Origin of the sequence: Pseudomonas sp. BF-R-26, assembly GCF_019947395.1 — a bacterium.
Lineage (GTDB): Bacteria > Pseudomonadota > Gammaproteobacteria > Pseudomonadales > Pseudomonadaceae > Aquipseudomonas > Aquipseudomonas farris.
Window position 1 is genome coordinate 160,190 of sequence record NZ_JAGYGK010000009.1, and the last position, 14,925, is coordinate 175,114.

The following is a 14,925-nucleotide window of genomic DNA, read 5'->3' on the forward strand; positions in this document are numbered from 1 at the left end:
GGGCTTGCCCGCGATGAGGCCCTACAGGACGCCGCAAAACCATCGGTTAAATCCACCCACCCCACTGCAACAAAAAGATCCCGACGTTGGTGGTGACCGCCGCCATCAGCGTGGTAATCACGATGATCGCCGCCGCCAGTTCATGATTGCCATTGGCCTGCCGAGCCATGACGAAACTGGCCGCAGCGGTCGGGCTGCCGAAGTACAGAAACAGAATCCCCAACTCCGCCCCGCGAAAACCCCAGAGCCAGGCACCGAGTGTCGCCAGCACCGGCAGGCCGATCATCTTCACCAGGCTTGAACTCAGCGCCATCGTGCCGCTTTTGCGCATCGCCGCCAGCGACAACGTGCCACCGATGCAGATCAACGCCAACGGCAAGGTGGTTTGTGCCAGGTACTGGCCGGACTTTTCCAGCCACCCCGGCAAACCGATTTCGAAATAGGCGAATGGCGCCGCCGCAAACACGCTGATGATCAACGGGTTGACCATCACACTTTTGCAGATACTCCACGGGTCAGACTTGATCACCGGGCTGTAGACCGCCAGCACGATGGTCGAAAGCGTGTTGTAGAACAGGATCACCAACGCCGCGAGAATTGCCCCGAGGGAAATCCCGTAATCGCCGTACATGCTCGCCGCCAGTGCGAGACCGATAACGCCGTTGTTGCCGCGAAACGCACCTTGGGTGTAGATGCCTCGGTCTTCCCGCGGGCATTTCCAGATCGCCCAGCCCCAGGCAATCGCAAAACACAGCAGCGTGGCGACCGAGAAGTAGATCAGCAGTGCCGGTTGCAGCGCGGCATGCAGGTCGGCATGCAAGATGCCCAGAAACAGCAACGCCGGCATGGTGACGTTGAACACCAGGGCCGACGCGGTATGAATGAAGTTGTCGTTGATCCAATCGATGCGCTTGAGCAGCACCCCCAGAAACAGCATGGCAAACACCGGCGCGGTGATGTTCAGGGTTTCGAGGAAAATAGCCAGCATGCCGGGAGAACCTTGGGTGGGCGTCGTTAGGGGGCTAATGATAAGCCACCAAGTCCCCTGCCGTCTGGTAGATCGCCATCGCGGGCAAGCCCGCTCCCACAGGTTTCAGTGTTGTTAATCAAATTTGGTGAACACCTAAGATCACTGTGGGAGCGGGCTTGCCCGCGATGAACGATGACGCGGTTTACGTGATCGGTGCCGGGTTGAACAAGGTAATGTCGTTATGCAGCTTATGCTGCTCCGCCCACGTCTGTTTCTTGTCGCTGGCCACGTCCAGGTAGTAGTGGAACAACTCCCAGCCAAGCTCTTCAATCGACGCCCGCCCCGTGGCAATCCGCCCGGCATCAATGTCGATCAAATCCGGCCAGCGCTGCGCCAGTTCTGTGCGGGTCGACACCTTCACCACCGGTGCCATCGCCAACCCATAAGGCGTACCCCGCCCGGTGGTGAACACATGCAGGTTCATCCCCGCCGCCAACTGCAACGTCCCGCAGACAAAATCACTGGCCGGGGTCGCGCAAAAAATCAGCCCTTTGCGCTTGAATCGCTCGCCAGGGCCGAGCACCCCGTTGATCGCGCTGCTGCCGGATTTGACGATCGAGCCCAGGGACTTCTCGACAATGTTCGACAACCCGCCCTTCTTGTTTCCCGGCGTGGTATTGGCGCTGCGATCCGCTTCGCCCTTGGCCAGGTAACGGTCGTACCAGTCCATTTCCCGCACCAGCTCCTGAGCCACTTCCTCGGTTTCGGCGCGAGACGTCAGCAGGTAAATCGCATCACGCACTTCGGTGACTTCGGAAAACATCACCGTCGCCCCCGCCCGCAACAACAGATCCGAGGCATAACCGAGCGCCGGGTTGGCAGTGATGCCAGAGAACGCATCGCTGCCGCCGCACTGCATGCCGAGGATCAGCTCGGACGCCGGTACAGTTTCCCGACGGCGCAGATCGAGCTTCTTCAAACGAGTCTCGGCCAGCGCCATGATCTGCTCGATCATCTCGGTAAAACCGTGACTGGAATCCTGCAAGCGGTACAACCACGGATCACTCAAATCCACCGAGCTGTCGTTCTCGTGCATCACCTGCCAGGCCTGCAACTTCTCGCAGCCCAGGCTGATCACCAGCGCTTCACCACCCAGGTTCGGGTTGCGCGCCAAGTTGCGCACGGTACGAATCGGGATGTACGCATCGGTGGCGGTGATCGCCACACCGCAGCCGTAACTGTGGGTCAGCGCCACCACGTCATCGACGTTCGGGTACTTGGGCAGCAACTCGTCCTTGATGCGCTTCACCGCGTGATCCAACACCCCGGTGACACATTGCACGGTGGTGGTGATGCCGAGAATGTTGCGCGTGCCGACGGTGCCGTCGGCGTTGCGATAACCCTCGAAGGTGAAGCCTTCCAGCGGTGCCTGCGCGGCCGGCACTTCGGTGGACAGCGGCAAGCTGTCCAGCGGTGGCGCGGTCGGCATGCGCAGTTGATCTTCCTTGACCCAGCTGCCGCGAGGAATCGGCTGCAACGCGTAGCCGATCGTCTGGCCGTAACGAATCACCTGGCCGCCCTCGGGAATGTCCTCGAGAGTGACCTTGTGGCTCTGCGGCACGAAATCCACGGTGACCAGGCCATCGGGGAATTCAGTGCCGGCCGGCACGCCCTGATCGTTGACCACGATCACCACATTGTCCCGCTCGTGCAGGCGGATGTAGCGCGGCGAGTCGGAATGTTCAATCAACTGCATGACGCCGCTCCTCAGGAATGCGCTTCAGATAACTTATTGTTGGTTTCAGGACCGCTGACTGGCGGCTCTTTGAGCACCACACGTTTGATCGGGCCAACGATCACCAGATAGCTGAACACCGCCACCAGCGCGTTGCAACCGACGAACACCAGCGCCCATTTGAACGAGCCGGTGGAGCTGATGATGTAACCGATAACGATCGGCGTGGTGATCGACGCGATGTTGCCGAAGGTGTTGAACAGGCCACCGCTGAGACCGGCGATCTGTTTCGGCGAGGTGTCGGACACAACGGCCCAGCCCAACGCACCGACGCCTTTACCGAAGAATGCCAGGGCCATGAAGCCGACGACCATCCATTCAACGTCTACATAGTTGCAAGCCACGATGCTACTGGAAACCAACAGGCCGGCGATGATCGGCGCCTTGCGGGCGAAGGTCAGCGAGTGACCTTTGCGCAGCAGGTAATCGGAAATCACCCCACCGAGCACACCACCGATAAACCCGCAGATCGCTGGCAACGAGGCAATGAAACCAGCCTTGAGGATGGTCATGCCGCGTTCCTGCACCAGGTACACCGGGAACCAGGTCAGGAAGAAGTAGGTGATGCCGTTGATGCAGTATTGGCCCAGATACACGCCGAGCATCATGCGGTTGGTGAGCAGTTGGCGGATGTAGTCCCACTTCGGACCGTCGCCTTTTTTGCCTTTGCCTTTGTCCTGGTCCATGTCGACCATGCCGCCGTTGTCGGCGATGTGCTTGAACTCGGCGTCGTTGATCATCGGGTGCTGGCGCGGGCTGTAGATCACCTTCAGCCAGATGCCCGAGAAGATGATGCCGATCACCCCCATGACGATGAACACGTGCTGCCAGCCGAAGCTGTAGACGATCCAGCCCATCAGCGGCGCGAACAACACGGTGGCAAAGTATTGCGCCGAGTTGAAGATCGCAGACGCTGTACCGCGTTCAGCGGTCGGGAACCAGGCCGCCACGATGCGCGCGTTGCCGGGGAAGGATGGCGCTTCGGCCAGGCCCACCAAAAAGCGCAGCATGAAAAGCGCAACCACCGCCGTGGACATGCCGAACTCACCAACATAGCCCTGCAGCACGGTGAACAGCGACCAAGTGAAAATGCTCAGTGCGTAGATTTTTTTTGAGCCGAAACGGTCCAGCAGCCAGCCACCGGGAATTTGCCCGGCCACATAGGCCCAACCGAATGCGGAGAAGATATAACCGAGGGTGACCGCGTCGATGCCGAGGTCTTTTTGCAGGCTGGAGCCGGCGATTGCGATGGTGGCCCGGTCGGCGTAGTTGATCGTGGTCACCAGAAACAGCATGAGCAGGATCAAATAGCGGACGTGAGTCGGCTTGGTCGATTGCATTGTAGATGTACTCCCACTGATTATTTTTATGCGCGGGTAAAGCTGTTGTGTTGCGGTATCGATGCCGATACCGCGGTGTTTCCTGTCAGGAGCCGATGTAGCTGGTCTTCACGACCGTGTAAAACTCTTGCGCATAGCGACCTTGCTCACGTGATCCATAGGATGAACCTTTACGCCCACCGAACGGAACGTGGTAATCCACGCCGGCGGTCGGCAGGTTGACCATCACCATCCCGGCCTGGGAGTGGCGCTTGAAGTGGTTGGCATACTTCAGCGACGTGGTAGCGATGCCCGCCGACAGACCGAACTCGGTGTCGTTGGCCATGACCAGCGCCGCCTCGTAATCGGCCACGCGAACGATGTTGGCCACCGGGCCGAAGATCTCTTCGCGGCTGATGCGCATCGCGGCTTCGCTATCAGCAAACAGGGTTGGCGCGAGGTAGTAACCTTCGGTGTCGCATGTCACCAAACCACCGCCACTGACCAGACGCGCACCTTCGGACTGGCCGATGTCGATGTATTTCATGTCTTGTTCAAGCTGAGCCTGCGAGACGACCGGACCGATATCGGTGCCGGTTTTCAGCGCGTGGCCAACCTTGATCGACTTCATGCGCTCGGCCATGGCCTCGACGAATTTGTCGTGAATCCCGGCGGTGACGATGAAGCGGCTCGACGCGGTGCAACGCTGGCCGGTGGAATAGAACGCGCTCTGTACCGACAGCTCAACCGCTTGTTTGAGGTCGGCGTCATCCAGAATGATCTGCGGGTTCTTGCCGCCCATTTCCAGCTGAACCTTGGCCTGACGCGACACGCAGCTAACAGCGATCTGTCGACCCACGCCCACGGAACCGGTGAAGCTGATGCCATCAACTTTCGGGCTCTGCACCAGCGCATCACCAACCACGCGACCGCTGCCCATCACCAGGTTGAACACGCCGGCCGGGAAGCCTGCGCGGGAGATGATTTCCGCCAGCGCCCAGGCACAGCCCGGAACCAGATCAGCAGGTTTCAGGACGACGCAGTTGCCGTAAGCCAGAGCCGGAGCGATTTTCCACGCCGGGATCGCGATCGGGAAGTTCCACGGGGTGATCAGGCCGACCACACCCAACGCTTCACGGGTCACTTCAACGTTGACGCCCGGACGCACCGACGGCAAATAGTCGCCGGACAGGCGCAGGCATTCACCGGCGAAGAACTTGAAGATGTTGCCGGCGCGAGTCACTTCGCCGATGGCTTCGGGCAGAGTCTTGCCCTCTTCCCGGGCCAGCAAGGTGCCGAGTTCTTCGCGACGGGCGAGGATCTCGCTGCCGACTTTATCCAGTGAATCGTGGCGAGCCTGAATGCCCGAAGTGGACCAGGCCGGGAACGCGGCGCGAGCGGCGTCGATAGCGGCGTGGACCTGAGCCAGATCGGCCTTGGCATAGTCGCCGATGGTATCGGTCAGCTCGGACGGGTTGATGTTGGCGCAGTAATCACTGCCCGCCACCCATTCGCCGTTGATGTAGTTATCGAAACGCTTTGAATCAGCCACAGAAATCTCTCCTCACGCAAAAAGCCGCTGATCGCTCAGCGGCCTTGGTTTTATCGAGTGTTATTGCGCACCCTGCTTGTCGATCAGCGCGGCGAGCATTTCGTACTCTTCGCCCGTCAGATCGGTCAGTGGCGCACGCACAGGACCTGCGTCATAGCCGGCAATTTTTGCCCCGGCCTTGACGATGCTCACGGCGTAACCGGCCTTGCGGTTACGGATGTCCAGGTACGGCAGGAAGAAGTCGTCGATGATCTTGCCGACGGTGGCGTGATCTTCGCGAGCAATGGCGTGGTAGAAATCCATCGCGGTTTTCGGGATGAAGTTGAACACCGCCGAGGAATAAACCGGCACGCCCAGCGCCTTGTACGCCGCGGCGTAGACTTCAGCGGTCGGCAAACCGCCCAGGTAGCTGAAACGATCACCGAGGCGGCGACGGATCGACACCATCAACTCGATATCGCCCAGGCCATCCTTGTAACCGATCAGGTTCGGGCAGCGCTCGGCCAGACGTTCCAGCAAAGGAGCGGTCAGGCGGCAGACGTTGCGGTTGTAAACCACCACGCCGATTTTTACCGATTTGCAGACCGCTTCAACGTGGTCGGCAACACCGTCCTGGCTGGCTTCGGTCAGGTAGTGCGGCAGCAGCAACAGGCCTTTGGCGCCCAGACGCTCGGCTTCCTGAGCGTATTCGATGGCTTGACGAGTCGAACCGCCGACACCCGCCAGGATCGGCACGCTGGTCGCGCAGGTGTCGACGGCAGTCTTGATGATTTCCGAATATTCGCTGGCCGCCAGAGAGAAGAACTCACCGGTGCCGCCCGCGGCGAACAATGCCGAGGCGCCGTATGGGGCCAGCCATTCGAGACGTTTGATATAGCCCGCGCGATGAAAATCGCCCTGAGCATTGAAGTCGGTGACCGGGAACGACAGCAGGCCGGAAGAGAGGATGGACTTCAGTTCTTGTGGATTCATTATTCGAACACCCTGGGTAGCAACGTTGTGTGAGAAAACCGTTCAGCCTTCGCCGAAGTTGTAGGTCATCGTACAACTTAAAATACAACCGTCAACTGCATTTCATCGCGAGCCGCAAAATTCGCGTCGGAAAAAGTAATTCCTTGACGTAGGAAAGTTCTCATCTATGATCCAGACAACTGTATATATATACAGTTAAATTTGATTCTACCTACGACATATCAAGGAGCTAGAAATGTCAGGTCTACACGCACAATCGAAGGAAAATACCCGACAGGTCATTGCCGATCTGGATGATCTTTTTACCGAGTACGGCATCGCCATTTCTGGCGATGTCGACACGCTTACACTCACCGCCGGCAGCCATCACGGCCTCGAACATCAGCGCCAGGGCCTGCTGTCGACGCCACCAAAAAATGCGCTGAAAGGCGCGCCCCAGTTGAGGTTTGAGGGTGCAGAACATACCGCGATCGGCGACAGCACCCTGCTGCACTTCGTCAAGGATGCACCTGCCATCCCGGCCTCGCAGGTGGAGTTGCACCTGCCCAATGGCCTGGCATTGACCTATGGACAAGTGATTGCGCTGGGGGGTGATTTTTATGGAATTCCCGACCAACCGATCTGCGAAGGCTCAACAGCGGCGGACCGAATCCAGCGCTTTACCAACGCCTTCAACTCCCTGGCGGTACTGCCGGCCTCAAACGCCGAGGCGAAGTTGATCCTCGGCGTCATGCAGAAAGAAATCGCCGCCATCAATCAAGCGATCAGGGACGGTAAACAACCTCACGAAGCTTATGACGCCCTCGGTGATACGTTGTCGGAAGAGTGGAACAAGATCACCGGCGGCGGCAGTTTCGTCTCGGCGCTGTTCCCTTTGGGGCGTTATCTGAAACTGGCCGCCAACAACGCCGACCATTTTGCCGAATGGGCGTTACTGGCCTACATCGCCGGGCACACGGCAGCGCTGCAACAAGCAGTGCTCGCCCACAACAGCGGCGATGAAAAGCAGTTGGAGTTGGCCTATGCGATGAACGCTTTTGCCGATCACTACCTGACCGACCTGTATTCCGCCGGCCACCTGCGAGTACCGCGCAAACAATTGGCGGCGGTGGTTACGCCCAGCGATCTCGGTTCGTTGATTACCCGCTTCATGCACGATGAAGACAGCAAGTTCGGCCTCAACGTGAGCAACGGCAACGGCGATCGCTGGCACGCCTACGGCGACAAGCGCTACTTCGATGCCATCGACAGCGCCAATCGCGCCCAGGTGAATCAAGCGGTTCAGGTGTCTGCGGATGAAGTGTTCGCGGCGTACCTCAGTGGCACTGCCCTGTCGGCCGGCAGCTTTGCAGCGTTGAAAAGGCTGCCCGACCTGCAAGCGGTACTGAACCCGGCAGGCAATTTCTCGCCACTGTTCAAGGTCGAGGGCAACAAGGTGTTGCGGCGCAAGGACGTCAACAACCTCAACGATACCGCCACCGTTGACGACTGGTGGGGCTGGAGTACCTATCTGCTGCTCAAGGACTACCAACCAACCGGCGTGCTGAACTCAGCGGCCAATGCCTGATAAGGAGATCACTGATGACTATCAAACTGAAACTGGAACTGGCTTCGGGCCAATCGCTGAAAGGCGCGCCGCTGGAGTTGCTGTCGAAAGGCTTGCCAATTGCCCGGGCGCTTGTGAATGAGCGCGGGCATGCGGTTTTCGATGCCAAACCTGGGGCTGCTGAGTTGGCGGTGAGGGTGGATCGGGGAATTTTGAAGACAATCTGAAAGATTAATTGATGGCTACTGACCCCATCGCGGGCAAGCCCGGCTCCCACAGGTTCTGTGTGTGTTCACACTATTGTGATCGACACAAAACCTGTGGGAGCCGGGCTTGCCCGCGATGGCTATCTGTCCGGCAAGAAATCACCTCAATCAGAAAACCTGAGCCCGCTTCATGCACCTGATGCTCTGCATCACACTGCGAGCGCCGAGGCGGGGGCTTGTTCTGAAATGCCCACGCATGCCATTCGTCGAAACTGTTATTTCTAACAGTAGCCCGCTCACTGCTGCCTAAGCCTAAATGGCTCAGGAGTTAACGGACCGGCTCCGTCAGCGCGATGCCGTAATGCGCACCTCTCGAACGGTTCAATTTCATCGCTAAAAGGATTTTGATCATGACTGCGCAACAACAAGTCTTGCCACCACCGGTGCTTCCAGACGCCAGCAATGGTGTGCTTTACGTTGATAACTTAAAGGACCCAGTGCGGGGTGACGTGCCCCCATACGCTAACGCTACTGTGGGTGACAGAGTCGAATTGACGGTAAAGACCTCTACCAATAACCAGTGGCGTGGGTCGTTCGTACTGACGGAAAGCTCGCTTGAGAAACCAGTCATATTCGGTATTCTGAAAGAAACATTTGCGAAGGGGTTGATCGCAGGTGCCAGCGCCACACTGTATTACACCATTACCCACGCATTCAGTAATCCGATTGTCTCCCCGCCTCTGACTGTCTATCTCAAACCGTAAGCAGTAATCAACGCTGCGCCTGCGCCTCTTCATGGGCCTGGCGCAGCCGCTCGCGGCTATTCGTCAGGTGCAACCGCATAGCCGCCCGCGCCGCATCGGAATCCTGGCGGGCGATAGCATCATAAATCTCTTCATGCTCACGGCTCAGGCGACTCATGTAGTGCTGCTGGTCGTCGTGGGCCAGGCGCGCGGAGTTCAGGCGCGTGCGCGGAATGATGCTGGTGCCCAGGTGGGTCATGATGTCGGTGAAGTAGCGGTTGCCGGTGGACAACGCGATTTCGAGATGGAAGGCAAAGTCCGAAGCCACGGCATCACTGGCGTGGGCGGCGCTTTCGTTCAGTGCATCGAGAGCGGCGCGCATCGCGGCCAATTGCTCAGCACTGCGTCGTTGCGCGGCAAGGCCGGCGGATTCCACTTCCAGGCTGATGCGCAATTCCAGAATCGCCAATACGTCGCGCAAGGTCACTACGGTGGCCGGGTCGATACGGAAACCGCTCGGGCTCGGCGTGTCGAGCACGAAGGTGCCGATGCCGTGACGGGTTTCAACTTGCCCGGCGGCCTGCAAACGGGAAATCGCTTCGCGCACCACAGTGCGGCTGACGCCATGGGCATCCATGATCGCCGACTCGGTGGGCAACTTGTCGCCACGTTTGAGATGACCGTCGCGGATCTGCTCGGACAGCACCGTCACCAGTTCCTGAGCGAGGCTGCGGCGCTTGCGAGGGAGGCGAGGTGCGTCGATCGGGTTTTCCATGGTGAACGTCTGTCTCGAAAAAAGCGGCTGAAACCGCATCATAGCTCAACACGGTTGTACGATCACCACCGCCTCTGTTGGAGCGAGGCTTGCCCGCGAAGAACGATAACGCGGTTCTGCAGGTGAACCGCGTCGAGGCCATCGCGGGCAAGCCCGCTCCCACAGGTCAAGTGGTGTTTATGCGGTCACCGTCTGGTCCACCAGATGGCCATTCTCGATCCGCACATGCCGTGGATGGAAACGCTTCAGGCTGCTGCGATGCCCGACGCTGACGATGCTCAGCCCCGGCAATTCATCGATCAACGCCTGATACAGCGACGCTTCATCCTCTTCATCCATGGCCGAAGTCGCTTCGTCCATGTACAGCCATTGCGGCGCATAAAGCAGCGCGCGGGCGAAGGCCAGACGTTGCTGCTCGCCCGGCGAAAGCATGCGCTGCCAGTGATTAGCCTCATCCAGACGCGAAACCAGGTGCGGCAAGCGGCAGGTTTCCAGCACGTGGACGTAGCGCTCGTGCGGGTAGGTGTCGCCGGGCTGTGGATAACTCAGCGCCTCGCGCAGGGTGCCGATCGGCAGATACGGTTTTTGCGGCAGGAACAGATAACGCCCCGTTGGCAGGCGGATGCTGCCGTGGCCGGCCGGCCAAAGGTGCCCCATCGCCCGCAGCAACGTCGATTTGCCGCTGCCGGAACGACCGCTGAGCATGACGCGCTCGCCCTCCTCCACCGTCATGTCGGCGTTGGTCAGCAGGTGACGACCGTCAGCGAGGTCAAGGCCAAGGTTATGCACCTTCAACGCCGAGCCCTGATTCTGCACGTCGATGGCCGGTGCGCGTTCTTCGTTGTCGGTCATGGCCTGACGGAAACTCAGCAGACGATCACAAGTGGCACGCCACTCGGCGAGGTCCTGGTACGCGCTGATGAACCAGCTGAAGTTCTCCTGGACGTTGCCGAACGCGGAGTTGATTTGCATCAGTTCACCGAGCTCGATCTTGCCAGCGAAGTAACGCGGCGCCGCGACCATGAACGGAAAGATGATTGCGATCTGGGCATAACCGGAGGTGAAGAAGGTCAGGCGCTTGGACACCTTCATGATGTCCCAGAAGTTGTGCCAGACCAGCCCGAAACGGCTGCTCAAGCGACGATTCTCGTTGGGCTCGCCGTTGTACAGCGCAATGCTTTCGGCGTTCTCACGGACCCGCACCATGGAGAAACGCAAGTCGGCTTCAAAACGTTGCTGGTTATTGTTGAGGCCGATCAAGCGACGACCGATCACATGCGTCAGCCAGCTGCCGACGGCGGCATAAACCAGCGCGCACCAGAACATGTAGCCAGGGATCGTGAAGCCAAACACTTCGATGCTGCCCGACACGCCCCACAAAATGATCGAGAACGACACCAGGCTGACGATGTTACGGATCAAACCCAGGCCCAGGCCCAAGGTGTTGGTGGTGAATTTATTAAGGTCTTCGGAAATCCGCTGGTCCGGGTTATCGGTGTAACCGCCCTGCTCCAGCTGGTAGTAATTTTTGTTGCCGAGCCAGCGGGCGAAATGCTTTTCGGTGAGCCAGGCTCGCCAGCGAATGGTCAGCATTTGAGTCAGGTAGAGCCTGTACACCGCGCCGAGAATCGCCACGGCGGCAATACCGCAGAAATACAGGATCAACTGCCAGAACGCCGCTTCGTCTTTCTTCTGCAGGGCGTTGTAGAAATCCTTGTACCAACTGTTGATCCACACCGAGATCGCCACGCTGAACAATGACAGCGCGATCACCGCGATCAGCAATGTCCAGGCCTTGCCCTTCTCTTCGCTGCGCCAGTAAGGCGTGGTCATCGCCCAGACTTTGCGAAAAAACTGCCCGCGCACAGCATCGTTGACCGCGGAATATTCAGCGTTCTGATTCATGGATAAGGCTCGATAAAGAAAAGAACACACACGAGCCGATCATAAATGATCGGCCCGGCTTGTAACGAGGTGTGACAACAATTGTTCAGCGCCGGTTCAGCGACGGACCGGACGCTTTTGCAGTTTGCGCTGCAGCGTGCGGCGGTGCATGCCCAAGGCGCGGGCAGTAGCGGAGATGTTGCCTTCGTGCTCGGTCAGTACGCGCTGGATGTGCTCCCACTGCAGGCGATCCACGGACATCGGGTTTTCCGGCACCAGCGTGTCGAGGTCGGCGTGCTCGGAGAGTAACGCGGCCAACACGTCATCGGCGTCCGCCGGTTTGCACAGGTAATTGCAGGCGCCGCGCTTGATCGCCTCGACGGCGGTGGCAATGCTCGAATAACCGGTAAGGATCACCACGCGCATTTCCGGGTCGAGTTCGAGCAGTTTCGGCAGCAACACCAGGCCCGAGTCGCCGTCCATTTTCAGATCAAGGGCGGCGTAATCCGGGATGTCGGCCTGGGCGATGGTCAGGCCTTCTTCGGCGGAACCAGCTGTGCTGACGCGAAAACCGCGGCGGGCCATGGCGCGGGCCATCACGCGGGTAAAGGTTGCGTCGTCGTCTACCAGCAGCAAATGCGGCAGTTCTTCGCCTTCGACTTGGATCTCGTCACTCATGTTCGTCTCCTCGGGCGACACGGGGCAGGCGCAGCTCGGTAAGCGTGCCACCTTCCTCATGACTGTAGAGTTTCACTGAGCCGCCGGCGCGTGTCACGCTGGCCTTGCTCAAAAACAGGCCCAGGCCGAAACCTTTGCCCTTGGTGGTAAAAAACGGTTTGCCAATCTGCTCGGCAATGGCCAGAGGCACACCGGCGCCATGGTCGCGAATGCTGATGGTCAAATCCTCGGCATTCCAGTCCAGGGTCACTTGCAAGCCTTCGGGGCATGCATCGGCGGCGTTGTTCAGCAAATTTAGCAGGGCTTGGGTCAGATCCGGCGGCGGCGCCATGCGCGGCACGGTCCCCTGGCCCAGGCGCTGGAAGCGGTAACTGGCTTCCGGGCGCATCAGGTGCCAGCGGTTCAGGGCTTCGTCGAGCCAGTCGGTGACGTCCTGCATCTCCACCGCCAGACGACGATTGGCTTCCGCCGCCCGAACCAACTGCTGCAAGGTCTCTTTGCAGAGTTTGACCTGATCCTGCAGCACGCTCAAATCGTCCTGCAACAGCGGGTCTGGATGGTCCTGACGCATTTCCTTGAGCAATACGCTCATGGTCGCCAGCGGCGTGCCCAGTTCATGGGCGGCGCCGGCAGCCTGGGTCGCGACGGCCAGCAATTGCTGATCGCGCAGGCCTTCTTCGCGACGAATGGCACGCAGTTCTTCCTGACGACGCAACTCCTCAGCCATACGGGCGGCGAAGAACGTGATCACCGCTGCCGCCAGGGCGAAGCTCAGCCACATCCCGTAGATCTGCAGGTTCTCCCGGGCGATCGGGAACGTTTCCAGCGGGTAGAACCGCGCCAGCAGTAACGTATAAAGCGCCAACGCGATACCCGACAGAATCACCGAATAGCGCCACGGCAGCGTCACGGCGGCAATGGTCAGCGGCACCAGGTAATAAGAGACGAACGGATTGGTCGAGCCGCCGGAGAAGTACAGCAAGGCACTGTGGATAAACAGGTCGCAGGCCAGTTGCACGGCGTATTCGAGCTCGGTCACCGGCCACGATGTACGCAGGCGAATCGCGGTCAGCGCGCAGAGCACCATGGAAAAACCGAGGGTGATCGCCAATTGCAGCCAGGGCAGCGGCAGCAGGTCGAACCAGTAGGCCAGGCCTACGGAACCGGCCTGAGCGGCCAGCACCAACGTGCGGATGAACGTGAGCCGCCAGAGGTTCTGGCGAGTGGCGGAAGTGATTTGAACGGGGGCGAGCATGAGCTCTCCTGATGAGCGCTCCAGGCGGATCGCACGGAGTATAACCAAGCCGCGGGCCTGAGAGGCGAAAGTGCGGCAAACGACCACATGGCGGAAAGGATTGTGGCGTCTATAAGGCCGCCATCGCGGGCAAGCCACGCTCCCACATTGGAATGCGTTCCCTGTGGGAGCGTGGCTTGCCCGCGATTGACCGCGCAGCGGTCACCTGTGGTCGATCTGTATAGAAGTTGTAACTGTGCGAACCGGACTATTGAAGCTAGAGTCTGATGGTTTCACGCAGGTTCGGACCTCAACCCCTGCGCATCGTCCAAGGAGCTTTTCATGCACACATTGCGCCGCAGCGCCGCCCTTCTTGCCTTAAGCGTTGGCACCGTCGCCAGCCTCCCGGCCCTGGCCGTCGACGAATTGCATTACAACCAGATTTCCCTGCGCGCCGAAGTCAGCCAGGAAGTGGCCCGCGACCTGATGATCGTGACCCTCTACACTGAAGAGCAAAACACCGACCCGGCCAAACTCGCCGCCGACGTCAGCACCACCATGAACAAAGCACTGGCCCAGGCTAAAGAAGTCAAAGACATCACCCTGCGCCAGGGCAGCCGCAACAGCTACCCGATCTACGACACCAAAGGCCAGAAAATCACCGGCTGGCGTGAACGCGCCGAACTGCGCCTGGAAAGCTCGGACTTCGCCGCCCTGTCCAAACTCACCGGCGAACTGCTCACCGACCTGAAAATGGGCGGCATGGACTTCGCCATCGCCACCCCAACCCGCAAAGCCAGCGAAGACGCCCTGCTCAAAGAAGCCGTGACCGCCTTCAAGTCTCGCGCCCAACTGGCCACCGACGCCCTGGGCGGCAAGAGCTACAAAATCGTCAACCTGAACCTCAACAGCAACGGTTATCCACAACCGTACATGCGTGGGCCGATGATGATGAAAGCTGCCGGCATGGACTCTGCGCCGGTGACGCCCGAGGTTGAAGCGGGCACCAGCCAGGTCAGCATGACGGCGGATGGGGCGATTGAAGTGTTGATGCCTTGATTCGATAACCCGGGAACGAAAACGGCGAACACCAAAGTGATCGCCGTTTTTTTGTGCCAGAAGAATCTGGTTGTGACAGTCAGCTTTGTGGTGAACGCCGGCCGCCATCGCAGGCAAGCCAGCTCCCACAAGGTCATGCGCCATTTCAAGATCTATGCAGAGCCTGTGGGAGCTGGCTTGCCTGCGATGAAC

The 14,925-nt window shown here is 59.4% G+C and carries 13 protein-coding genes; 4 read left to right on the forward strand and 9 right to left on the reverse strand.

What is annotated here, in order from left to right:
• Nucleotides 1–46: 46 nt before the first annotated feature.
• The 5 genes from KGB18_RS15480 to kdgD form a co-directional block, all read right to left on the reverse strand.
• Entirely contained in the window at nucleotides 47–988 is a 942-nt protein-coding gene (locus KGB18_RS15480) for an AEC family transporter (protein ID WP_201061940.1), read from the reverse strand.
• Between the two features lie 184 nt (nucleotides 989–1,172).
• Nucleotides 1,173–2,726, reverse strand: a complete 1,554-nt coding sequence (garD, locus tag KGB18_RS15485) for a galactarate dehydratase (RefSeq protein WP_223570195.1) — start codon at nucleotides 2,724–2,726, stop codon at nucleotides 1,173–1,175.
• A gap of 11 nt (nucleotides 2,727–2,737) precedes the next feature.
• Nucleotides 2,738–4,105 carry an MFS transporter gene (locus KGB18_RS15490; RefSeq protein ID WP_008015294.1) on the reverse strand — a complete coding sequence of 456 codons (1,368 nt, stop codon included), beginning with the start codon at nucleotides 4,103–4,105 and terminating at the stop codon, nucleotides 2,738–2,740.
• Between the two features lie 85 nt (nucleotides 4,106–4,190).
• Nucleotides 4,191–5,636 (reverse strand): aldehyde dehydrogenase family protein, encoded by a 1,446-nt coding sequence (locus KGB18_RS15495; RefSeq protein WP_201061943.1) that lies wholly within the window; start codon nucleotides 5,634–5,636, stop codon nucleotides 4,191–4,193.
• A 60-nt stretch (nucleotides 5,637–5,696) separates the two neighbouring features.
• A complete protein-coding gene (gene kdgD, locus KGB18_RS15500) occupies nucleotides 5,697–6,608 on the reverse strand; it encodes a 5-dehydro-4-deoxyglucarate dehydratase (protein ID WP_048396583.1) in 912 nt (303 codons plus the stop codon).
• 235 nt (nucleotides 6,609–6,843) lie between these two features.
• Here kdgD and KGB18_RS15505 point away from each other — a divergent pair, with 235 nt between their 5' ends.
• The 3 genes from KGB18_RS15505 to KGB18_RS15515 all read left to right on the forward strand — a co-directional run bounded on the left by KGB18_RS15505 (nucleotide 6,844) and on the right by KGB18_RS15515 (nucleotide 9,124).
• Nucleotides 6,844–8,175, forward strand: coding sequence for a phospholipase (locus KGB18_RS15505; protein WP_123721275.1), 1,332 nt, complete (start codon nucleotides 6,844–6,846; stop codon nucleotides 8,173–8,175).
• 14 nt (nucleotides 8,176–8,189) lie between these two features.
• Nucleotides 8,190–8,381: a hypothetical protein gene (locus KGB18_RS15510; protein ID WP_123721276.1), complete on the forward strand. Its 192-nt coding sequence runs from the start codon at nucleotides 8,190–8,192 to the stop codon at nucleotides 8,379–8,381.
• Nucleotides 8,382–8,770: 389 nt separating this feature from the next.
• Nucleotides 8,771–9,124, forward strand: coding sequence for a hypothetical protein (locus KGB18_RS15515; RefSeq protein ID WP_123721277.1), 354 nt, complete (start codon nucleotides 8,771–8,773; stop codon nucleotides 9,122–9,124).
• Between the two features lie 7 nt (nucleotides 9,125–9,131).
• Here the strand turns inward: KGB18_RS15515 and KGB18_RS15520 are convergent, their stop codons facing one another.
• From KGB18_RS15520 to KGB18_RS15535, 4 genes are all read right to left on the reverse strand, one after another.
• A complete protein-coding gene (locus tag KGB18_RS15520; RefSeq protein ID WP_123721278.1) occupies nucleotides 9,132–9,878 on the reverse strand; it encodes a FadR/GntR family transcriptional regulator in 747 nt (248 codons plus the stop codon).
• A 177-nt stretch (nucleotides 9,879–10,055) separates the two neighbouring features.
• Nucleotides 10,056–11,783, reverse strand: coding sequence for an ABC transporter ATP-binding protein/permease (locus KGB18_RS15525; protein ID WP_123721280.1), 1,728 nt, complete (start codon nucleotides 11,781–11,783; stop codon nucleotides 10,056–10,058).
• A gap of 96 nt (nucleotides 11,784–11,879) precedes the next feature.
• Nucleotides 11,880–12,440 (reverse strand): response regulator transcription factor, encoded by a 561-nt coding sequence (locus KGB18_RS15530; RefSeq protein ID WP_007901386.1) that lies wholly within the window; start codon nucleotides 12,438–12,440, stop codon nucleotides 11,880–11,882.
• Nucleotides 12,433–13,695: an ATP-binding protein gene (locus KGB18_RS15535; RefSeq protein WP_007901384.1), complete on the reverse strand. Its 1,263-nt coding sequence runs from the start codon at nucleotides 13,693–13,695 to the stop codon at nucleotides 12,433–12,435. The genes KGB18_RS15530 and KGB18_RS15535 overlap by 8 nt, the downstream gene beginning before the upstream one ends.
• A 321-nt stretch (nucleotides 13,696–14,016) precedes the next feature.
• On the opposite strand from KGB18_RS15535, the gene KGB18_RS15540 reads away from it, so the two are divergent.
• Nucleotides 14,017–14,733 (forward strand): SIMPL domain-containing protein, encoded by a 717-nt coding sequence (locus tag KGB18_RS15540; RefSeq protein WP_201061950.1) that lies wholly within the window; start codon nucleotides 14,017–14,019, stop codon nucleotides 14,731–14,733.
• Nucleotides 14,734–14,925: the final 192 nt, after the last annotated feature.